The sequence below is a fragment of the Nocardioides sp. genome (assembly GCF_041913365.1).
GTDB lineage: Bacteria > Actinomycetota > Actinomycetes > Propionibacteriales > Nocardioidaceae > Nocardioides.
The window spans coordinates 16,376-37,677 of record NZ_JAYSFM010000016.1; the positions used below are offsets into that span (position 1 = coordinate 16,376).

The 21,302-nt window shown below is 71.8% G+C and carries 17 protein-coding genes; 11 read left to right on the top strand and 6 right to left on the bottom strand.

Annotated elements, in window-relative coordinates; all coding sequences use genetic code 11:
- Nucleotides 1-7: 7 nt before the first annotated feature.
- Nucleotides 8-1,177 (top strand): iron uptake system protein EfeO, encoded by a 1,170-nt coding sequence (gene efeO / locus ACE3QY_RS20885; protein WP_374457990.1) that lies wholly within the window; start codon nucleotides 8-10, stop codon nucleotides 1,175-1,177.
- Complete coding sequence (gene efeB, locus ACE3QY_RS20890; protein WP_374458026.1) at nucleotides 1,174-2,472, top strand: iron uptake transporter deferrochelatase/peroxidase subunit; 1,299 nt, start codon at nucleotides 1,174-1,176, stop codon at nucleotides 2,470-2,472. Before efeO ends, efeB begins: the two co-directional genes overlap by 4 nt.
- Nucleotides 2,473-2,479: 7 nt before the next feature.
- On the opposite strand, the gene ACE3QY_RS20895 is transcribed toward efeB, so the two are convergent.
- Nucleotides 2,480-3,907, bottom strand: coding sequence for a calcium-binding protein (locus ACE3QY_RS20895; RefSeq protein WP_374457991.1), 1,428 nt, complete (start codon nucleotides 3,905-3,907; stop codon nucleotides 2,480-2,482).
- Nucleotides 3,908-4,029: 122 nt separating this feature from the next.
- Here ACE3QY_RS20895 and ACE3QY_RS20900 point away from each other — a divergent pair, with 122 nt between their 5' ends.
- Both ACE3QY_RS20900 and ACE3QY_RS20905 read left to right on the top strand, forming a co-directional pair.
- Nucleotides 4,030-5,502, top strand: coding sequence for a cytosine permease (locus tag ACE3QY_RS20900; protein WP_374457992.1), 1,473 nt, complete (start codon nucleotides 4,030-4,032; stop codon nucleotides 5,500-5,502).
- Nucleotides 5,503-5,656: 154 nt separating this feature from the next.
- The gene (locus tag ACE3QY_RS20905; protein ID WP_374457993.1) at nucleotides 5,657-6,370 is read left to right on the top strand and encodes a DsbA family oxidoreductase; all 714 of its coding nucleotides are present in this window, start codon (nucleotides 5,657-5,659) and stop codon (nucleotides 6,368-6,370) included.
- Nucleotides 6,371-6,374: 4 nt separating this feature from the next.
- Here the strand turns inward: ACE3QY_RS20905 and ACE3QY_RS20910 are convergent, their stop codons facing one another.
- Entirely contained in the window at nucleotides 6,375-6,947 is a 573-nt protein-coding gene (locus ACE3QY_RS20910) for a YdeI family protein (RefSeq protein WP_374457994.1), read from the bottom strand.
- A gap of 158 nt (nucleotides 6,948-7,105) precedes the next feature.
- Here ACE3QY_RS20910 and serA point away from each other — a divergent pair, with 158 nt between their 5' ends.
- Both serA and ACE3QY_RS20920 read left to right on the top strand, forming a co-directional pair.
- On the top strand, nucleotides 7,106-8,701 hold the full coding sequence (gene serA / locus ACE3QY_RS20915; protein ID WP_374457995.1) for a phosphoglycerate dehydrogenase: 1,596 nt from the start codon (nucleotides 7,106-7,108) through the stop codon (nucleotides 8,699-8,701).
- A 237-nt stretch (nucleotides 8,702-8,938) separates the two neighbouring features.
- Entirely contained in the window at nucleotides 8,939-11,446 is a 2,508-nt protein-coding gene (locus tag ACE3QY_RS20920; protein ID WP_374457996.1) for an immune inhibitor A domain-containing protein, read from the top strand.
- A gap of 57 nt (nucleotides 11,447-11,503) precedes the next feature.
- Here ACE3QY_RS20920 and ACE3QY_RS20925 read toward each other — a convergent pair whose 3' ends face one another.
- A complete protein-coding gene (locus ACE3QY_RS20925) occupies nucleotides 11,504-12,949 on the bottom strand; it encodes a PLP-dependent aminotransferase family protein (protein ID WP_374457997.1) in 1,446 nt (481 codons plus the stop codon).
- A 62-nt stretch (nucleotides 12,950-13,011) separates the two neighbouring features.
- Here ACE3QY_RS20925 and ACE3QY_RS20930 point away from each other — a divergent pair, with 62 nt between their 5' ends.
- Nucleotides 13,012-13,695, top strand: a complete 684-nt coding sequence (locus ACE3QY_RS20930) for a YitT family protein (protein WP_374457998.1) — start codon at nucleotides 13,012-13,014, stop codon at nucleotides 13,693-13,695.
- Nucleotides 13,696-13,699: 4 nt separating this feature from the next.
- Here the strand turns inward: ACE3QY_RS20930 and ACE3QY_RS20935 are convergent, their stop codons facing one another.
- From ACE3QY_RS20935 to ACE3QY_RS20945, 3 genes are all read right to left on the bottom strand, one after another.
- Nucleotides 13,700-15,052 (bottom strand): signal peptidase I, encoded by a 1,353-nt coding sequence (locus ACE3QY_RS20935; protein ID WP_374457999.1) that lies wholly within the window; start codon nucleotides 15,050-15,052, stop codon nucleotides 13,700-13,702.
- A gap of 45 nt (nucleotides 15,053-15,097) precedes the next feature.
- A complete protein-coding gene (locus tag ACE3QY_RS20940) occupies nucleotides 15,098-15,727 on the bottom strand; it encodes a hypothetical protein (protein WP_374458000.1) in 630 nt (209 codons plus the stop codon).
- Nucleotides 15,728-15,919: 192 nt separating this feature from the next.
- Nucleotides 15,920-16,486, bottom strand: a complete 567-nt coding sequence (locus ACE3QY_RS20945; protein WP_374458001.1) for an O-methyltransferase — start codon at nucleotides 16,484-16,486, stop codon at nucleotides 15,920-15,922.
- A gap of 436 nt (nucleotides 16,487-16,922) precedes the next feature.
- Between ACE3QY_RS20945 and ACE3QY_RS20950 the strand changes: the two genes are divergently transcribed.
- From ACE3QY_RS20950 to nhaA, 4 genes are all read left to right on the top strand, one after another.
- Nucleotides 16,923-17,063, top strand: coding sequence for a hypothetical protein (locus ACE3QY_RS20950; RefSeq protein WP_374458002.1), 141 nt, complete (start codon nucleotides 16,923-16,925; stop codon nucleotides 17,061-17,063).
- A 9-nt stretch (nucleotides 17,064-17,072) separates the two neighbouring features.
- Nucleotides 17,073-18,161 carry a 3-isopropylmalate dehydrogenase gene (locus tag ACE3QY_RS20955; RefSeq protein ID WP_374458003.1) on the top strand — a complete coding sequence of 363 codons (1,089 nt, stop codon included), beginning with the start codon at nucleotides 17,073-17,075 and terminating at the stop codon, nucleotides 18,159-18,161.
- Between the two features lie 75 nt (nucleotides 18,162-18,236).
- Nucleotides 18,237-19,316: a branched-chain amino acid aminotransferase gene (locus ACE3QY_RS20960; RefSeq protein ID WP_374458004.1), complete on the top strand. Its 1,080-nt coding sequence runs from the start codon at nucleotides 18,237-18,239 to the stop codon at nucleotides 19,314-19,316.
- Between the two features lie 74 nt (nucleotides 19,317-19,390).
- A complete protein-coding gene (gene nhaA / locus ACE3QY_RS20965) occupies nucleotides 19,391-21,262 on the top strand; it encodes a Na+/H+ antiporter NhaA (protein WP_374458005.1) in 1,872 nt (623 codons plus the stop codon).
- Nucleotides 21,263-21,302: the final 40 nt, after the last annotated feature.

Sequence of the window (21,302 nt, forward strand, 5' to 3'; positions counted from 1 at the left end):
CAACGCCATGCGCAAGACCCTCGTGGTGACCGCCCTCGTCGCCCTGCCCCTCCTCGCCGCCTGCACCGAGAACGCCGACCCGGGCGCCGGCGGGAGCGAAGGCAGTGACCCCCGAGCGCTGACGGTGGACTCCTCCGCGGACGCCTGCACCCTGTCGGCCGACGAGGCGCCCGCCGGCACGCTGACCTTCGACGTCACCAACTCCGGCGACCAGGTCACCGAGTTCTACCTCCTCGGCGAGGACGGGCTGCGCATCGTCGCCGAGGTCGAGAACGTCGGCCCGAGCATCAGCCGCTCCCTGACCGTCAACGCCCCGGCAGGGTCGTACGTCACCGCCTGCAAGCCGGGCATGACCGGTGAGGGCATCCGCTCCGACTTCACCGTCACCGCCTCGGACGAGGACGTCGCCGTCAGCGAGGACGAGGCCCAGCTCGTCCAGGAGGCGCAGGCCAACTACGCCGCCTACGTCGAGGACCAGTCGGCCCAGCTCCTGGAGAAGACGCAGGAGTTCGTCGACCTCTACAAGGCCGGCGAGGACGACGCCGCCCGCGCGCTCTACCCCGTCGCCCGCACCCACTGGGAGCGCATCGAGACCGTCGCGGAGTCCTTCGGCGACCTCGACCCGATGATGGACGCCCGGGAGGCCGACCTCGAGCCTGGCCAGAAGTGGACCGGGTGGCACCTGATCGAGAAGGACCTGTGGCCGCAGCGCGCGAAGGGCTACACGGCGCTGACCGAGAAGCAGCGCGCGACCTACGCCGACGACCTGCTCGCCAACACCGAGGAGCTCGACCTGCGCGTGCAGGAGCTGACGTACACCGTCGACGCCATCGCCAACGGCTCGCGCGGCCTGCTCGAGGAGGTCGCCACCGGCAAGGTCACCGGTGAGGAGGAGTACTGGTCGCGCACCGACCTGTGGGACTTCCAGGCCAACGTCGACGGCGCCCGCGTGGGCTTCGAGGGCGTGCAGCCGATCCTCGAGGAGAAGGACCCCGACCTCGCCGACCAGCTGACCACCCGTTTCGACGAGCTCCAGCAGCTGCTCGACGCCCAGCGCGACGGCGACGGCTTCGTCTCCTACGACGACCTCACCCCGGACGAGGTCAAGGGCCTGTCGGACGCCGTCAACGCGCTCTCAGAGCCGCTGTCGCGCCTCACCGCGGCGGTCCTGTCCTGAGCGAGCAGCCCGCACCCCGCACGGGTGGGCGGCTCAGCAGGCGCGGCCTGCTGGGCGGTGGGGCCGCGGTCGCCGGGGTGGCCGGCGCATTCGCCGCGGGTCGTACGACGGCGCACGCGGGGGAGGAGGGGGCCACGCTGTCGTCCGGCGGGCGGCCAGCGACGTACCCGTTCCGCGGCGCGCACCAGGCCGGCATCACCACGCCGGCCCAGGACCGGCTGCACTTCGCCGCCTTCGACGTCGTCACCGAGTCCCGCGACGAGGTCGTCGACCTGCTCCAGCGCTGGACCCTCGCGGCCGAGCAGATGACGGCCGGCGAGCCTGCGGGGACCGGCGCGGTCGGCGGTGACACGCGCCTGCCGCCCGACGACACCGGGGAGGCGCTCGACCTGCCCGCAAGTGGCCTGACGATCACCTTCGGCTTCGGCCCCTCGCTGTTCCGCGACGCGGAGGGCCGGGACCGCTTCGGCCTCGCCGACCGGCAGCCCGAGGCGCTGCGCGAGCTGCCGCACTTCCCGGGCGACGTCCTCGACCCGGCCCGCTCGGGCGGCGACCTGTGCATCCAGGCCTGCGCCGACGACCCCCAGGTCGCGGTGCACGCGATCCGCAACCTGGCCCGCATCGGTTTCGGCACGGTCTCGGTGCGGTGGTCGCAGCTGGGCTTCGGGCGGACGTCGACGACGTCGACGAGCCAGTCCACGCCGCGCAACCTCTTCGGCTTCAAGGACGGCACCGCCAACGTCAAGGCCGAGGAGGCCGCGGCGCTCGACGAGCACGTCTGGGTCGGCCCCGACGACGACACGGCCGGTGCCTGGCTCGCCGGTGGCTCCTACCTCGTGGCGCGCCGGATCAACATGACGATCGAGGTGTGGGACCGCCAGCCCCTGGGCGACCAGGAGATGTTCGTCGGACGCACCAAGGACACCGGGTCGCCGTTGTCGGGCGGCGGGGAGTTCTCGGAGCCCGACTTCGACATGCCCGGCAGCAACGACCAGCCGGTCATCGCGGTCGACGCGCACGTCCGGGTCGTCCACCCCGACCAGCACGGGGGCGCCCGCATGCTGCGCCGCGGCTACAACTTCGTCGACGGGTCGAACGCCGTCGGCGGGCTGGACGCCGGCCTGTTCTTCATCGCCTACGTCCGCGACCCCGACACGCACTTCGTCCCGCTCCAGCTGGCGATGTCGAAGTCCGACGCCCTGGTCGAGTACCTGAGGTTCACCGGCTCGGCGCTGTTCGCGGTGCCGCCCGGCGTGCGGCCGGGGGAGCACGTCGGCCAGGCCCTCTTCGCCTGACGCGGGGTCAGCGGCGTACGACCTCGCAGCCGCTGTGCCGCTCGGCGCTGCAGGTGTCCCGACCCTGACCACCCCGGGCCAGGTCGCGGCCGGCGCCGCCGAGGAGCCGGTCCCCACCGGAGCTGCCGAGGAGGACGTCGCGCCCGGAGCTTCCGCGCAGCGTGTCCGCGCTCCTCGCGCCCCTCAGCTCGTCGCTGCCCGCTCCACCGACGACGAGAACGCTGGCCCGCGCCCGGACGAGCGGTGACACGGTGAGGGTGTCGTCCCCGCCGTGCCCGAACATCCGGATCCGTCGGGCGTTGACGACCACGGCGTCGTCGTCGGCGCTGCCGACCACGACTGCGTCCTGGCGGGCGCGTACGACGGCCCGACCCTCGATGCCCGCCACGCCGGCGGTGAGGGTGACGGGTCCGCTGTCGCCGTTGCGGGTGCAGGTGAACGAGCTGTCGAGCACGTACCTGACGTCGGCACAGATCGGCACCTCGAGGCTGTCGATACCGGCGCCGCCGTCGACACGGCCCGCCAGTGGGCCGTCGCTGAAGGTGAAGGAGTCGTGGCCCCCGTTGAGGTGGACGTCCACCGGGACGGAGGCGCGCTGCTCGAGCGGCAGGGTGGAGGAGGCGTAGACGATCTCGTCCGCGTCGGACCCGATGACGGTCGCAGGGGAGTCGACCTCGACGTTCAGGAAGTGGACGTTGCTCCATCGGAGGAACACCCCGGCGTCACCGGACGCCAGGCGCGCGCGGTTGTCGACGGTGACCCGCGCCTGTCCCCAGCGGTGACGCACGAGGGACAGGTTGTCGCCGTCACCGGCACCGTTGTCGAGGGTCGTGCCGGTGCCGCCGTGCACGACCGTGTCCTGGCCGTCGCCTGTGGAGACGACGTCGTTGTTCGGGGTGTCCGGCAGCGGCGAACCGGTGTAGACGTGGTCCTCGCCCCCTCCGGCCGTGATGGTGTCGCGACCGTCGTCCGCACCGAGTCGCTCGCTGCTGGGACGCTCGCCGGCGTACACCGTCTCGTTGCGGTCGGACCCGACGAACGTGTCGTCGCCGGCGCCCAGCACGACGGCCAGGTAGCTGGTGCGGCGCGGCTCCTCGACCACGACGGTGTCGTCCCCGTTGCCGGTCGCGACCACGAACCCGGCGTCGACCTCGGCGCCGGGGAGCGGGCCGGTGCCGACCGCGATGCACACCAGGTCGTTGCCGTCGCCGGACGTGATGCTGCCCGGACCCTCGAAGCCCTCCGCCGTGGTCACGATGACGTCGTCGCCCGGTGTCCCGACGGTGCTGCGGCCTGAGTTCGGCCCCACGACGGTCGCCTCCCGGCCCTGGCAGGTGGGCGCGGCCGCGGCACTGGGGACGCCCAGGACGAGGGTCCCGGCCAGGCCGATCGCGGCGGTGGTGGTGGACAGCAGGACGGTGCGGACGGACGACATGGATCTTCCCCTCGAGACGGACGCGGAACTGTCGCATGTGACGTCACGCAGGCCCGAATTGTTGCGACGGGCAGGGGCGCCCGGTGCTGGCACGGGGACCTCGGGTGCGCGACGATCAGGGCATGAGCGACACAGCGACCCCCGGCTCGGGCCTCGAGCAGACCCGCCGGCTCGGCGTCGAGACCACCGGCATCGAGATCATCGAGGAGTCCGAGCGCACCGCGGAGCCCAGGGACCTGTTCTGGCCGTGGTTCGCGGCCAACGTGTCGGTCTTCGGCCTCAGCTACGCCTCGTTCGTCCTCTACTTCGGCATCTCGTTCTGGCAGGCCGTCCTCGTGTCGGTCGTCGGCATCGTGGTGTCGTTCCTGCTGTGCGGGATCATCGCGATCGCCGGCAAGCGCGGCTCGGCGCCGACGATGATCCTGAGCCGGGCGGCCTTCGGCGTGAACGGGCAGAAGGTGCCGGGCGTGATCTCGTGGCTGGTGTCGATCGGCTGGGAGACGTTCCTGGCGATCCTCGCCGTGCTCGCCACCTCGACGATCTTCACCCGCCTCGGCTGGGGTGGCGGCACCGGCACCAAGGTGGTCGCCGCGGTCGTCGTGGCCGCGCTGATCGTCAGCGCGAGCGTCGCGGGCTACCACATCATCATGCGGATGCAGTCGGTGCTGACGTGGATCACCGGCATCGTGACCGTCCTCTACATGGCGCTCACCCTCGACGACATCGACTGGTCGGCCGTGCAGGACATCCCGTCCGGGTCCACCCAGGCGGTCATCGGCGCGCTGGTCATGGTGATGACCGGCTTCGGCCTCGGCTGGATCAACATCGCCGCCGACTGGTCGCGCTACCAGAAGCGCACCGCCCCGGGTGCCTCGATCGTCGCGTGGAACACCTTCGGCGGCGCACTGGCGCCCGTCGTCCTCGTCCTCTTCGGCCTGGCGCTGGCCGGGTCCTCGAGCGAGATCCTCGACGGCGTCGCGGGCGACCCGATCGGCACGTTGGCGACGCTGCTGCCGACGTGGTGCCTGGTGCCGTTCCTGCTCGCGGCGATCCTCTCGCTGGTCAGCGGCGCCGTGCTCGGCATCTACTCCTCGGGCCTGACCCTGCTCTCGCTCGGGGTGCGGCTCAAGCGGCCGCAGGCCGCCGGCGTCGACGGCGTGCTGCTCACCCTCGGCACGATCTACGTCGTCTTCTTCGCCGACAACTTCATCAACCCGTTCCAGAGCTTCCTGATCACCCTCGGCGTCCCGCTCGCCGCGTGGGCGGGGATCATGATCTCCGACCTCGCTCTGCGCCGCCGCGACTACGACGAGGAAGCCCTCTTCGACGCCTCCGGCCGCTACGGCTCCTTCGACTGGACCTCGCTCGGCACCATGGTCGTCGCGTCGGTGGTGGGCTGGGGCCTGGTCATCAACACGTTCACCGACGACGCGTCGTGGAACAACTGGCAGGGCTACCTCCTCGCCCCGCTCGGCCTCGGCGGCAAGGACGGTGACTGGGCCTTCGCCAACCTCGGCGTGCTCTTCGCCCTGCTGATCGGCCTGGTCGGCGGCTACCTGCTGCGCCGGCGTACGGTCCAGCGCCAGGAGGCCTGACCCCCGCCCGGACCGCCCACTGGGCCTCGAGTCGCTCAGAGACTCAAGGGCCAGTACGCCGGGCGACACGCCCGGGATGCGCGTTGAGTCTCCGGGAGACTCAACGCACAGGGGGCGCGGGAACACCCGGGTCGGGGCGGGTGTTGGGGCGGTCGTGAAGATCGAGATCTGGTCCGACGTCGTCTGCCCCTGGTGCTACATCGGCAAGCGCCGCATCGAGAACGCGCTCGCCGAGCTCGGCCACGCCGACGAGGTGGAGGTGCACTGGCGCTCCTTCCAGCTCGACCCGGGCGCTCCCGTCGAGCCCACCGAGAAGACGGCCGCGATGCTGGCGCGTAAGTACGGCCAGTCGCCCGCCGGCGCGCAGCAGATGCAAGACCGGGTGGAGGCCGTCGCGGCCGAGGAGGGGCTGCTCTACCGCCTTTCCGAGACGCTGCACCTCAACACCGTCGACGCGCACCGCGTCATCCACCTCGCCCACCAGCAGGGCGGCACCGAGCTCCAGGGCCAGGTGAAGGAGGCGCTGCTGCAGGCGTACTTCACCGAGGCCCGCAACCTCGCCGACCACGGCGTGCTCCGCGAGGTCGCCGTCGCCGCGGGCCTCGACGCCGGCCGGGTCGACGAGGTCCTCGGCTCCCGCGAGTTCGAGCAGGACGTGCACGCCGACATCGAGCAGGCGCAGGCCTACGGCGCGAGCGGGGTGCCGTTCTTCGTCATCGACCAGAAGTACGGCGTCTCCGGGGCGCAGCCGACCGAGGTCTTCACCCAGGTGCTCGAGCGCGCCTGGTCGGAGTCGCACCCGCAGATCGAGGTGCTCGCGACCGGCGACGGCGCGGAGGCCTGCGGCCCGGACGGCTGCGCCATCTGACGCGTCACTGGGACTTGATGCCCTGAGCCGCCTTCTCAGCCGTCACCTCGACGCGGGTCGCACGCGTCTCGGGCCGCTTGGCCAGCACGACCCAGCTGAGGATGAGCTTCTGGGCCGACGGCGACCACGACTGCCAGTGCTCGCGCGAGCCGGGGTGGCGGTCGAAGGCGGCGGCGAGGTCGTCGGGGACGATCCGGTCCTCGACCTGGTCCATCAGGGTCCACATCCCGGTCTCGTGCGCCAGCGCGACGGCTGCGGCGCCGGCCGGCTCCATCAGGCCGGCCTCCTCGAGCCGGGCCACCCGGCCCTTGTTGATGCGGGTCCAGATGCTGGAGGCCCGGCGCGGGGAGAACCACTGCATCGAGCGGTCCCCGTCGACCGGCTTCACGGTCGAGTCGACCCAGCCGAAGCGCAGCGCCTCGATCACCGCCTCCTCGTAGGAGAACGCCCGGTCGGCGGCCTTGCGCGGGCTCACCAGCCACACGCCCTGCGGCTGCGTGTGGTGCTCGCGCAGCCAGGCGCTCCACTCCTCGACCGTGCCCGGCTCGAGCCGCTCCGCGTCCTCCATCGCGCCCATGGCGGCATCCTAGGAGCCGGCACCGACACCCCCCCCGCGACGAAGCACGTGCTGAAGTCTGGGACGGTTCCCGCCCGCCACCGACCCGCGGGTAGGGTGGGCGGAGCACAGCGTCGTGCAGTCCCGCACCCACCCTTGAACCACCCCGAGGACCCGCTGTGAGCGCACCTGTCAAGCCCGTCGTACTCATCGCCGAAGAGCTGAGCCCCGCCACGATCGAGGCGCTGGGCCCGGACTTCGAGATCCGCACCTGCAACGGCGCCGACCGCGCCGAGCTGATCCCCGCGATCGCCGACGTCGACGCGATCCTGGTCCGTTCCGCGACCAAGGTCGACGCCGAGGCCCTCGCGGCCGCCAACCGCCTCAAGGTCGTCGCCCGCGCGGGCGTCGGCCTCGACAACGTCGACGTCAAGGCCGCCACCCAGGCCGGCGTCATGGTCGTGAACGCCCCGACCTCCAACATCGTCAGCGCCGCCGAGCTCGCGGTCGCCCTCATGCTGGCCGCCGCCCGCCACATCAGCCCGGCCCACGCCGCGCTGCGCAACGGCGAGTGGAAGCGCTCGAAGTACACCGGCATCGAGCTCTACGAGAAGACCGTGGGCATCGTCGGCCTCGGCCGCATCGGCGTCCTGGTCGCGCAGCGGCTGAGCGCGTTCGGCATGAAGGTCATCGCCTACGACCCCTACGTCCAGGCCGGCCGTGCCGCGCAGATGGGCGTCCGGCTGGTCGACCTCGACACGCTGCTCGCCGAGTCGGACTTCATGAGCGTGCACCTGCCCAAGACCCCCGAGACCGTCGGCCTGATCGGCGCCGACCAGCTCGCCCGGGCCAAGCAGAGCCTGGTCCTGGTCAACGCCGCCCGTGGTGGCATCGTCGACGAGGCGGCCCTCTACGACGCGCTCAAGACCGGCCAGATCGCGGCCGCCGGTCTCGACGTGTTCGCCAGCGAGCCCTGCACCGACAGCCCGCTCTTCGAGCTCGAGAACGTCGTCGCCACCCCCCACCTCGGGGCCTCGACCGACGAGGCGCAGGAGAAGGCCGGCATCGCCGTCGCCCGCTCGGTGCGCCTCGCGCTCAGCGGCGAGCTCGTCCCCGACGCGGTCAACGTGCAGGGCGGCGTGATCGCCGAGGACGTACGTCCCGGCATCCCGCTGACCGAGAAGCTCGGCCGCGTGTTCACCGCGCTGGCCGGCGAGGTCGCCCAGCAGATCGACGTCGAGGTCCGCGGCGAGATCACCGAGTTCGACGTCAAGGTGCTGGAGCTGGCCGCCCTCAAGGGCGTCTTCGCCGACATCGTCGAGGAGCAGGTCTCCTACGTGAACGCGCCGCTCCTCGCCGCCGAGCGCGGCACCGAGGTACGCCTGGTGACCGAGGCCGAGAGCCCTGACCACCGCAACCTGATCACCATCCGCGGCACGCTCGCCGACGGCACCCAGGTGTCGGTCAGCGGCACGCTCGTCGGCATCGCGCAGAAGGAGCGCCTGGTCGAGGTCAACGGCTTCGACGTCGACCTCGAGCCCACCACCCACCTGGCCTTCCTCACCTACGAGGACCGCCCGGGCATGGTGGGCACCGTCGGCGGGATCCTGGGCGACGCCGAGGTCAACATCGCGGGCATGCAGGTCTCGCGCCAGGACAAGGGCGGAGCCGCGCTGGTGGCCCTCAGCGTCGACTCGGCCATCCCGGGCACGACGCTCGCGGAGATCGAGGAGGCCATCAAGGCCGCCTCGGTGCGGGCCGTCGACCTGTCCTGACGGCCAGACCCACGACACCCCTCCCTTCGGAGGGGCCCGGTCCAGACAGAGATCACGATCTGGTAACGATGGCGCGAAATCGACCGCGCCCGCGTTCCCTGTGAGGCAGCCCACAGCACAGGATCGGCGCTGGCCCGCTCATCCGTGCGGGCCACCCGCCTTGTGCAGGGATCGACTCGGGACACACGGAATTCGCGTGCTCGGCCGTTCCTGCCGAAAGATTTCCGAGGGAACCCCGTGACTCATCCCCGCAAGGCTCGGCGCCTTGCTGTGGCGGTGGCTGCGGTCGGCCTGCTGACCGCAGGCACGGCCGTGGCCGCTCCGAGCACAGCGCAGCCGTCGAAGAAGCCGTCGTACAAGCAAGCGACCACCGCACCGTCGGACGACCAGGCCACCGAGCGCCCGGGCGCCGGCCACGAGCCCGAGCACCCGCTCGCGATCGCGCACAAGCGCGACGAGCAGCTCGCCGCCGCCCTCGAGCGCAAGGCGGAGGGCAAGAACCCGTTCCGCGGCGGACGCGGGCAGAACCAGGAGGTGCCGCTCGAGCGCGAGGGCACCGACCGGATCTTCGTGGTGCTCGCCGAGTTCGGCAACCAGCGCTACGAGACCGCGACCGACAAGCGTTTCGTCGACCCGCCGAACAACGGGTTCCCGCTGCCGGCCCCGCAGCCGCAGACCTTCGACGGGCCGCTCCACAACCAGATCCCCGAGCCCGACCGGGCCACGGACAACACCACGATCTGGCAGGACGACTTCAACCGCGAGCACTACGAGGACATGTACTTCAACCGCATGGCGGAGTACTACGAGCGCCAGTCCTCGGGCCGCTACTCGGTCGAGGGTGACGTCACCGAGTGGGTGAAGGTCCCCTACAACCAGGCCCTCTACGGCCGCGGCTTCTGCGGCGTGCCTCCGGGCTCGCCGGTCACCACCTGCGCCTCGACGAAGGCGCTGGTGCGCGACGCCCTCGCGGTGTGGGTCAAGGACCGGCTCGACAGCGGCCAGACGATGGCCCAGATCACCGACTACCTGAAGACCTTCGACATCCAGGACCGCTACGACATCGACGGTGACGGCGAGTTCCAGGAGCCCGACGGCTTCATCGACCACTTCCAGATCGTCCACGCGGGCGGGGACGAGGCGGCCGGCGACCCGATCTACGGCTCGGACGCCATCTGGAGCCACCGCTGGTACTCCAACCTCCAGGCGGGCGGCCCCGGCGGCCTGACCGGTGTCAACATCGGCTCCAACGGCGGCGCGTACGGCCTCGGCGCCAACGCCGCCAACCCCGTGCCCAACAACCCCACCGGCGTGTGGGTCGGTGACTACACCATCCAGCCCGAGAACGGCGGCCTCGGCGTCTTCGCGCACGAGTTCGGCCACGACCTGGGCCTGCCCGACCTCTACGACACCTCCGGCAACACCGGCGGTGCGGAGAACTCCACCGCGTTCTGGAGCCTGATGTCCTCGGGAGCCAACATCGGTGACGGTGGCGACACCATCGGTGACGACCCGACCGACCTCGGCGCGTGGGAGCTGTTCCAGCTCGGCTGGCTCGACCAGCAGGGCGACCAGGGACCGTTCTACACGGTGGTCCAGCCCGGCCAGAAGGCGACCGCGAAGCTCGGCGCCAACGTGCCGGCCACCAAGAACGCCGACCAGGCGGTCTTCGCGATCCTGCCCGACAAGGAGGTGCCGCTCGAGCTCGGCGCCCCGGCGGCCGGATCCGGTGCGAGGTACTACTGGTCCAACCAGGGCAACGACCTCAACACCACGATGACCAGGACCGGCACCACCGGCACCGCGCTGACGGCGAAGGTCAACTACCAGATCGAGGCGGAGTGGGACTACGCGTTCCTCGAGGCATCGAGTGACGGCGGCACGACGTGGACCCAGGTGATGACCAACCTGTCCGACTCGGCCACCCATGCGGGCCACAACCAGAGCGGCTTCAACAACAGCGGCGCCGGCCTGACCGGCAGCAGTGCCGGTTGGGTGCCGCTGACCGCGACCCTCCCGGCCGGGACCAACGCGGTCCGGTTCCGCTACCAGACCGACGGCGCGGCGGTGGAGAGCGGCTTCCGGGTCGACGACATCGCGATCGGCGGCACGGTCATCGGCTCCGCCGAGACCGAGAACGAGGGCTGGACCCTCGACGGGTTCCGCACCACGACGGGCTCGGAGGTGGAGAAGTTCTTCAACGCCTACATCGCCGAGAACCGCCAGTACGACGGCTACGACACGTCGCTGGAGACGGCGTACAACTTCGGCTTCCTGCCGACGTCGCCGGACAAGGTGGAGACCTACCCCTACCAGGACGGCATGCTCGTCACCTACTGGGACTCCTCGCACAGCGACAACAACGTGGGGGACCACCCCGGTGAGGGACTGATCCTGCCGGTCGACGCCCACCCGGGCTTCAGCCACTGGGGCGACGGCACCCTGATGCGGCCGCGCATCCTGTCCTACGACTCGACCTTCGGGCTCGAGAAGACGGACTCGATCACGCTGCACCTGGGCGGCGTGGCCGCACGGATCCGCAGCCAGAAGGCGGTGCCGACCTTCGACGACACCCTCAACTGGTGGTTCAACCGCGACGAGCACGCCGCGACCGGCGCGCATGCCGGCCGCTACCAGCCGGGCTGGTACAGCGTGAACGTCCCGAAGACGGGGACGCTCATCCGCGTGCTCGACGAGAAGCACGGCTACCTCAAGGTCCGGGTGGAGCCCAAGAAGCGCCGCTGACCCGCGATCGCGACACGAGCCCGTCCCCGCAGCCAGCGGGGGCGGGCTCGTCCCGTGTCAGGCGACGAGGACCCGGCTGGGCCGACCGGGTCGCGGGCCGCCGTGCGTGGCGACGACCTCCCAGGCGGCGGCCAGCCGGCGGGTCGCCTCGACCAGCTGGTCGGGGGCGGCGGTCCACGGGATCCGGACGAACCGGTCGAGCCCGCCCTCGACGGCGAACACCGGGCCCGGCGCCACGACGACGCCGTGCCGCGAGGCCTCCTCGGTCACCGCGGTGCCGAGCGGCGCGGGGAGCTCGCACCACAGCGCGAGCCCGCCGTCGGGCACCCGGAACCCCCAGTCGGGCAGGTGCTCGGCGACGGCGTCGACGAGCGCGTCACGTCCGGCGACCAGCCGCTCACGGTGGACCGGCAGCACCTCCTCGGCCCGCTCCATCAGGTCGGCGAGCACGAGCTGCTCGAAGACCGGCGCGCCGAGGTCGAGGCCGATGCGGGCCTGCAGCAGCCGGTCCATCGCGGACAGCGGGGCGCGGACCCAGCCGAGCCGCAGGCCGCCCCAGTAGGACTTGCTGGCGCTGCCGATGGTGATGGTGTCGGGGGCGTGGAAGGCCAGCGGTCGCGGCATGGCGTCGGCCAGGCCGGGGCGCAGCGCGAGTGCCTGGTGCGCCTCGTCGGCGACGGCGATGGTGCGGGTCCGGGCGAGCGCGGCGGCCAGCTCCTCGCGCTGGGGGTCGGACATCAGGTGCCCGGTGGGGTTCTGGAAGTCGGGGATGAGGTACGCCAGCCGTGGCGAGGTCTGCCGCAGCGTCGCGCCCAGCGCCTCGAGGTCCCAGCCGTCGGGGTCGACGGTCGCCGGGACGAGCCGGGCACCCGCGTGTCGGACGGCCTGCGTGGCGTTGGGGTAGGTCGGCGACTCGACCACCACGCGCTCGCCGGTCGCGGTGAAGGCCTGCGCCACGATCGACGCCGCGGCGAGCGCGCCAGCCGTCACCATGATCTGCTCGGGGGCGGTCGGCACCCCCCGGGCGTCGTACGCCGCCGCGATCCGCGCCTGGAGCACCGGCACGCCGAGCGGGAAGTAGCCCGGGCCGCCGAGGTAGGCCGGCAGCTCGTCGGTGGCGCGCTGGTAGGCCTCGACCAGGCCCGGCGGAGCCGAGTGGGCCGCGCAGTTGAGGTCGATCACGTCCTCGCCGCCGGAACCGGGCATCAGGGCACGGTCGTGGGCGCGCCGACGGCCGCCCGGCACGCGGGTGAAGGTGCCCGACCCGCGCCGCGCCTCGGCGTACCCGCTCTCGCGGAGCACGTCGTAGGCCCGCGTGACGGTGGCCCGCGAGACGTCGAGGGCCCCGGTGAGCTCGCGCTCGCTGGGGAGGCGGACATCGAGGCCGATGCGCCCGTCGCCGATCAGCACGCGGAGGCTCTCGGCGAGGCCGACGTAGGCAGGGGAGCGGGGGAAGTCCCCCACGAGAGTGGCCACGCGCTGCGCGCTGATGAGGCGGCTCATGCAGGCCACTGTTCCATGATTGGCCATGTACGACAAGGCCAATCGTAGTCAGACTGGTCCGCATGACCAGCACCGTCTCCACCGGCAGCACGGCGCCGCGCGGCGTCCTCGTCGACCTCGGCCCCGTCGCGCAGCTCCGCGCCGGGCGCCTCGCTCGCCGCCTGCCGCAGCTCTACGTCGGCCTCTTCCTCTACGGCGTCTCGCTGGCGCTCATGGTCCGCGGATCCCTCGGTCTGGCGCCGTGGGACGTGCTGCACTCCGGCTTCATCCGCCACGTGCCGATGACCCTCGGCCAGGCGGTCGTGCTGTTCAGCTTCGTGGTCCTGGTCCTGTGGATCCCGCTCAAGGAGATGCCCGGGCTGGGCACGATCAGCAACGCGGTCGTCGTCGGCCTGTCGGCCGACGCCACGCTGGCCGTGGTGGACCAGCAGGAGATGATGTGGGCGCGGATCGCCCTGATGGCCGGCGGCGTCGCGCTGTGCGGACTGGCCAGCGCCCTCTACATCGGCGCGCAGCTGGGCCGCGGCCCGCGCGACGGCCTGATGACCGGCCTCGCCCGGCGCACCGGCCTCTCCCTCCGCCTGGTGCGCACCGGCCTCGAGGTCGCCGTGGTGGTGATCGGCCTGCTGCTCGGCGGCGTGCTCGGCCTCGGCACCGTGGTCTACGCGCTCGCGATCGGGCCGCTGACCCAGCTGATGCTCCCGTGGTTCACCGTCGACGTGCTGGCGCCCGCCGCCGAGCGGTGACGGCTCAGCGGGCCGCCCAGTGCGCGGCGACCCGCGCGGACGACAGCGTCGAGTGGTAGATCGCCACGTTGTCGATGTCGCCCTCGAACGACGCGGTGAGGCCGTGGAAGAAGCCGGTGCTGCCCTGGCCGACGCGCCAGTAGCCGGTGTAGGCGTCGACCGACGAGGTCGTGCCCGACGCGACGGGCATGCCGTCGACGTGGACGACCGAGGCGCGGGCAGCGGTGCTGGTCACCACGAGGTGGTGCCAGGCGCCGTCGTTGTAGGCCCGCGGCGTCGTGACGGACCCGGTCTTCGCGGCCCAGGCGCCGAAGGTCAGCTGACCGGTCGACTCCATCCGCACGATGCGGTCGGCGGTGGCGCCCCACCAGCTGCTGTCGCGGTCGTTCTCGAAGCCGGCGAGGTAGCTGTCCGAGCGCGACGTGGTGCGGAACCACAGCTCGATGCTGTACGCCGACGGCGCAGGGACCGGTTGCGGTCCGAGGACCACCCGCCCGCTGGTGTTGTCCACCGCGGTGCCGGGGTTGTTGGGCAGTCCGCCGGCGACGCCGCCCACCAGCGAGCCGAGGTACTCGCCGGTGCGGTTGTTGCCGGACCGGTCGGCGGCGTACGCGGTGCCGCGGGGCTCGTCGAGCAGCCAGAAGCCGAAGGGCTTGTCGGTCAGCACCTCGCCGACGTAGGGCTGGACCCACCGGGCCACAGCCCACTCGTTGCCGGAGACCTTCGTGCGAGCGGTGAAGGCGGCACCGGCGGTGCCTGCGGTGCCCGCCGAGACGGCGCCCACGGCCACGGCCGTGGCGACCGCCACCCGTGTCCGGCGGCGCCGGGACGGCCGCTCGTGGTCGAGGCGACGCGCGGCGATCACGAACGCGGCCACGCTGGCGACGAGCCAGGTCAGCAGCCGCCACCAGTCCCCGGTGCGCGCCCAGTGCACCGGGAGGCCGACGAGGGGGACGAGCAGGATCGCCTGCGCGCGGACCCCCGACGAGCCGAGCGGGGCCAGGTCGGTGACGTCGTTGGCGTCACCCGCGGTCGTGTAGTCGCCGTCGTCGCGGCGCTCGACGACCCGGTGCACGAGCAGGCGCTCGGGTCGCTCCGGGTCCTCGAAGACGTAGACCCGTCCCACGTGGACCTTGTGCTCGTCGGTCGTCGGGCGGGCCAGCACCACGTCGCCGACGGCGATCGAGGGCTTCATCGACGCGGACGACACGACGTACGACCCCCAGCCGGCCACCAGCGGCGCGGCCGCGATGACGGTCAGCGTCAGGAGCATCGCCCGGTAGGCGCGGGTGAGCAGCACGACGAGCAGCCGGGCCCATCCGGGTCCGGCTGCGACGTCGTCGGCTGAGGTGTGCACGAGGTGCTGCTCCGAGAGTTGCTGGTGGGGCGAGGAGGTCGTGGGTCAGGGGGTCTCGGTGCTGCGCATCTCCCACTGGATGTCCACGCCGGTCTTCGCACCCTGGAGCTGGTCGATCTGGGCCTGCGTCATGCCGTTGGTGTCGAACTTCCAGGTGATCTTGTAGGTGCGCGTGCTGATCCCGGCCGGCACGTCCCACCCGCCCAGGGCGGTCTCGAAGGTGTTCTTCTGCGAGACCATCGACAGGGGGGCGTTGGCGACGATGACGCCGTTGGTGGCGTCGGCCACGGGGACGAACCCGGTGCAGTCGGTGAACGAGCCGCCCGTGCCGGCGACGATCGTGATCATCAGCCGGTTCTCCAGGCCCTGCACCGAGGTGACCGGGTTGATGGTGAAGCCCTTCACGGTGCTCGGGACGCTCGCGTTGGCCGTCACCTTGACGCACTTGGTCTCGGTGTCGTTGGGGAGCATGTTGCCCACGCGGAAGCGGGCCTGGCCGTTGTCGTCGTCGGTCAGGTTGACCGAGCCGGTCGACCACTCGTTGCCCGAGTTGCGGGTCTGGCCGGTGAACGCGGCGTACGACGCCTGGTAGACCATCGCGCCGGCGGCGACGATCGCGACAGGGGTGGTGGCCGCGGCCAGGATCTTCTGGGTGCGGCTCGAAGGCTTCTTCATGGTGGGGTCCTCGGTGGGTGCAGGATGAGCGGGCCCCGCTGCTCTGGAGGTCCGGCACGCGCTGGCGTGCGGGCACACGTTAGGAACGTCACACCCGCGAAGTCCGCGGAATCGAAGAAAATGGTCCAGACGACCTTGACAAATGGGACCTGTGGTCGCTAGCGGCGGGTAGAAGGTCCCCGCCGGGGTCGATCAGCGCCGGGTCGCGATGACGGCCGACGCGTCGGTCGCCACCATCACCTCGACGGCGGTGAACCGCTCGTCGGTGAGCCACTGCTCGCGCAGGGTGTCGACGCGGCCGTAGGTGATCGGCGGCCACGACTCGCACGGAGCGAAGTCGTCGAGCACCACGATGCCGCCGGGCTCGACGAGGTCGATGACCTGGTCGACGCCGACCTCGGACGGGCTGCCGGAGTCGAGGAAGAGCAGGGAGAAGGGGCCGTGCTCGCGCAGCACGCTCCAGTCGGCCGCCAGCACCTCCACCTTCGCGTCGTCCTCGAAGATCTGCTGGGCCGCGCCGGCGAGGGACTCGTCGAGCTCGGCGGTCAGGATCCGCGCCCCGTTGCGTACGCCGCTGCGCAGCCACGCGGTGCCGACGCCGCAACCGGTGCCGAACTCGGCCATCGTCCCGCCGCGGGTGGCGGCCAGGGTCGCGAGCAGGCGGCCGGTCTCGTTGCGGCAGAACGCGACGTAGCCGGCCTGGCGGCACACGTCGAAGGCGCGCGAGACGATGTCGGGAAGATCCGGAGGGGCAGACATGAGGCCGCCGAGTCTGTCACCCCACGCGGCGAATCCCAGGGACCGGGCCGACATCTCACGATCTGACACGGTTTCGGAAACCGGGTGCGCGCGACCGGTGAGCGGACGTACAGTCGACTCACCATGCGGACCGTCTTCGTACTTATCGACTGCCGCGGCGAGGCCTGACAGAGAGGCCACCTCGTCGCGGTGTTCGGCGTTGACGAGGTTCCGCCCCCGGCCTTTCGACAGAGATTCCTCTCTGAGCTCGAAGCCGCCGCCTCCATGGCGGGTCCACGCAGTTCCTGCGCGATCCGCACACTCGTGGCCGGCACGCCGGGCCCGGGCGATCCCCGGACTTCCCGCCTCCCTCACCCGCCGTGGTGTCGGTGGCTTCGGACCCACTCGAGGAGTCACACCCGATTCCGCACCCGATTCCGCACAAGGAGTGAGACCGATGTACGACATGTATCCCGACTCGTGGGGCCCGGCGGCCCACGACCCCGAGAACGCCCGCAGCGCCGAGAACACCGCGATGGCCGTCCAGACCGCGCTTGACCTGCGAGACGGCAGCGGCCAGCGCCCGGACGACAACTAGCCTCGCCGCATGCCCGACACCCAGCAGCCCGCGTCCGCACCGGCCACGTCGTCGGTCCACGGGAGCCAGACCCTCGCCGTCATCCCCGGCGACGGGATCGGCCCCGAGGTGACCGCCGAGGCCCTCAAGGTCCTCGAGGTCGCCTCGCCGGTGAAGTTCGAGTCGACGCGCTACGACCTCGGCGCCGAGCGCTACCTCGCCACCGGCGAGGTGCTGCCCGACTCGGTGCTCGCGGAGATCCGCGGGCACGACGCGATCCTGCTGGGAGCGGTCGGCGGCAAGCCGAACGACCCGAACCTGCCGCCCGGGATCCTCGAGCGCGGCCTGCTGCTCAAGCTCCGGTTCGAGCTCGACCACTACGTCAACCTGCGTCCGTCGCGCCTGTTCCCCGGCTCCGCCTCACCCCTCGCGGAGCCCGGTGACATCGACTTCGTGGTGGTCCGCGAGGGCACCGAGGGCCCCTACACCGGCAACGGTGGCGCGCTGCGCGTCGGCACCCCGGCCGAGGTGGCCACCGAGGTCTCCGTCAACACGGCGTACGGCGTCGAGCGCGTCGTCCGCGACGCCTTCGCCCGCGCGCAGAAGCGCCCGCGCAAGAAGCTGACGCTGGTCCACAAGACCAACGTCCTGGTCAACGCCGGCTCTCTCTGGTGGCGGCTCTTCGAGCAGGTCGGCGCGGAGTTCCCCGACGTGACCACCGACTACATGCACATCGACGCGGCCATGATCTTCATGTCCACCGACCCGGCCCGCTTCGACGTGATCGTCACCGACAACCTCTTCGGCGACATCATCACCGACCTCGCCGCCGCCATCACCGGCGGCATCGGGCTGGCCGCCTCCGGCAACGTGAACCCGGACCGGACGGCCCCCTCCATGTTCGAGCCCGTCCACGGCTCGGCCCCCGACATCGCCGGCCAGCAGAAGGCCGACCCGACCGCCGCGATCCTCTCCGGCGCGCTCCTGCTCGACCACCTCGGCCACCCCGACGCCGCGGCCGCCATCGAGGCCGCCGTGCTGGCCGACCTCAGCGAGCGCGCGCCCGACACGAGCCGTCGTACGAGCGAGGTCGGGGACGCCATCGCCGCCCGCCTCTGACCTCGCAAGGTGGTCGAGCAGGCCCGAGGGACGAGGGCCGTATCGAGACCATGACCCTTGGAATAGGTTGACCCCATGCAGATCAGCACGACCGCCAACCCCACGCCCGTCGAGCAGGCCAGGCTCGAGGAGATCCACGCCAACCCCGGCTTCGGCACGCACTTCACCGACCACATGCTGCTGGTCGAGTGGACGCCCGACGCAGGGTGGCACAACGCCCGGATCGAGCCCTACGGCCCGCTGACGCTCGACCCGGCGACGGCGGTGCTGCACTACGCGCAGGAGACCTTCGAGGGCATGAAGGCCTACCGCCACGCGGACGGCTCGATCTGGACGTTCCGTCCCGAGCAGAACGCCGCCCGCATGGTCCGCTCGTCCCAGCGACTGGCCTTCCCCGAGCTCCCGGTCGAGCACTTCGTGGACTGCGTGGACGCCCTCGTCAAGGCTGACGAGCGGTGGGTGCCGGACAACACCGGCGGCGGCGAGAAGTCGCTCTACCTGCGGCCCTTCATGTTCGCCTCCGAGAAGTTCCTCGGCGTGCGGCCCGCCCAGCACGTGACCTTCATGGTGATCGCGTCGCCGGCCGGGGCGTACTTCAAGGGCGGCATCAAGCCCGTCAACCTCTGGCTGTCGGAGACCTACACCCGCGCCGGCCGCGGCGGCATGGGCGCGGCCAAGACCGGTGGCAACTACGCCGCGTCGCTCGCCGCGCAGCGCGAGGCGATCGAGAAGGGCTGCGACCAGGTCGTCTTCCTCGACGACCAGGAGTTCCGCTACATCGAGGAGCTCGGCGGGATGAACCTCTTCTTCGTGCACAAGGACGGGCGCATCGTGACCCCGGAGACGGGCACGATCCTCGAGGGCATCACCCGCGCCTCGATCATCGAGCTCGCCGGCAAGCTCGGCCACGCCGTCGAGGAGCGGAAGTTCTCGATCGACGAGTGGCGCGACGGCGTCGCCTCGGGCGAGATCGCCGAGATCTTCGCGTGCGGCACGGCCGCGGTCGTGACCCCGGTCGGCGAGCTGCGCAGCCCCTCCTCCGTGACACCTGCCCCCGCGAGCACCGAGCTCACCATGCAGATCCGCGAGGCGTTGGTCGGCATGCAGTTCGGTCGCAGCGAGGACACCTTCGGCTGGATGCACCGCGTCTGCTGACAACCCCGTCGGTGGTTGACGTGCGAGCGGAGCGAGCCTCGAGACCACGTGGGCCAGCCGGATAGCCTCGAGGGGTGAGTGCGGCCGAGGCGAAGACCGACCCTGACCAGTCCACCTGCACCGGGTCGGCGGCGTACGAGGCCCAGAGCTCGCGCTCGCTGCGCGACTTCATGCGCACCGAGTCCGGCTCGGCCGGGCTGCTGGTCCTCGCCTCGGTGGTCGCGCTGGTGTGGGCGAACTCGCCGTGGTCGCAGTCCTACGTCGACCTCTGGCACACCGAGCTGGCTGTCCGCCTCGGCGACGGCGGCCTCACGATGGACCTCCACCACTGGATCAACGACGGCCTCATGGTCGTCTTCTTCTTCGTGATCGGCCTCGAGGTGCGCAAGGAGTTCGCGATCGGCGAGCTCACCGACCGCAGCCGCGCGGTCGTGCCGCTGGTCGCCGGCATCGCGGGCATGCTCGTCCCCGCGGCGATCTTCCTGGCCCTCAACTCCTCGGGCGAGGAGGCTGCCGGCTGGGGCGCGGTCATCGGCACCGACACCGCTTTCCTGCTCGGCGTGATGGCGCTGGTCGGGCCGTCGGTGTCCACCCAGCTCCGGATCTTCCTGCTGACCCTGACCGTCATCGACGACATCGTCGCGGTCAGCGTGATCGGCGTCGTCTACTCCGACGACCTCTCGATCGGCGCGCTGGCCGTCGCGGCCGCCTGCCTGGTCGTCCTTGCCGTCCTCGACCGCTACGGCGTGTGGCAGGCGGCGCCGTACGTCCTGGTCGTCCTCGTGCTGTGGGTCGCCACGCTGGAGTCCGGTGTGCACGCCTCGATCGCCGGCATGCTGAGCGGCCTGCTCGTCCCCGCGCTGGACCCGCGGCGGGCGGACGTCGAGGAGGCGGCACGCCGCTTCCGGGCCTTCCGCCAGTCGCCGATGCCCGGCGTCCAGCGGGCGGCCCGCCGCTCGCTCACCCGTGCGATCTCGGTCAACGAGCGGCTCCAGGAGGCGTTGCACGCCCCGACCAGCCACGTCGTCGTACCCGTCTTCGCGCTGGCCAACGCCGGCGTCGACCTGCGCGACGGCGTGCTCGGTGACGCCTTCGCCTCGACGCTGATGTGGGGCATCGTGCTCGGCCTCGTCGTCGGCAAGGCGGTCGGCATCCTCGCCGGGTCGTGGGCGAGCGTCCGGCTGGGCTGGGGGCGCCTGCCGCAGGGCGTCGGCCTCGGCCACACGCTCGCCGGGGGCGCGCTGTCGGGCATCGGGTTCACCGTGTCGCTGCTGATCATCAGCCTCGCCTTCGACTCCACCCGGCTGCAGGACCAGGCCCGGGTCGGCGTGCTCGTCGCCGCGGTCCTCGCCAGCCTCGCCGGGTGGGCGGCCTTCCGCTTCTCCGCGCGCGTGCTCGGCCAGGACGACGCCGCCCTGCCGCGCACCCTGAGCCGTCCGGTCGACCCGGCGCGCGACCACGTCGCCGGCCCGGTCGACGCGCCGCTCACGCTCGTGGAGTACCTCGACTACGAGTGCCCCTTCTGCGCCCGCGTCAGCGGTGTCGGCGACGAGCTGCGCGAGCACTTCGGCGACCGGCTGCGCTACGTCACCCGCCACCTGCCGCTGCCCGTCCACCCGCACGCCGAGCTCGCCGCGCTCGCCTCCGAGGCCGCCGCCCGGCAGGGCCGCTTCTGGGAGATGCACGCGGTCCTCTTCGCGCACCAGGACGAGCTCGAGCTCGAGGACCTGGTGGGCTACGCCGCGGAGGTGGGCCTCGACGTCGAGCAGTTCATGCGCGACCTCGACGACGACGACCTCGCCCGCCACGTCGAGCACGACGTGGCCTCCGCCGAGGAGAGCGGGGTCCGCGGCACCCCGACCTTCTTCATCGGCGACACCCGCCACGTCGGTCCGCACGACGCCCGCAGCCTGATCGCCGCGCTGGAGGGTCGGCCGATCGGCTGACCCGGTCCGGCCTGCGGGCCGATCCGCCGCGCGCCCGGCC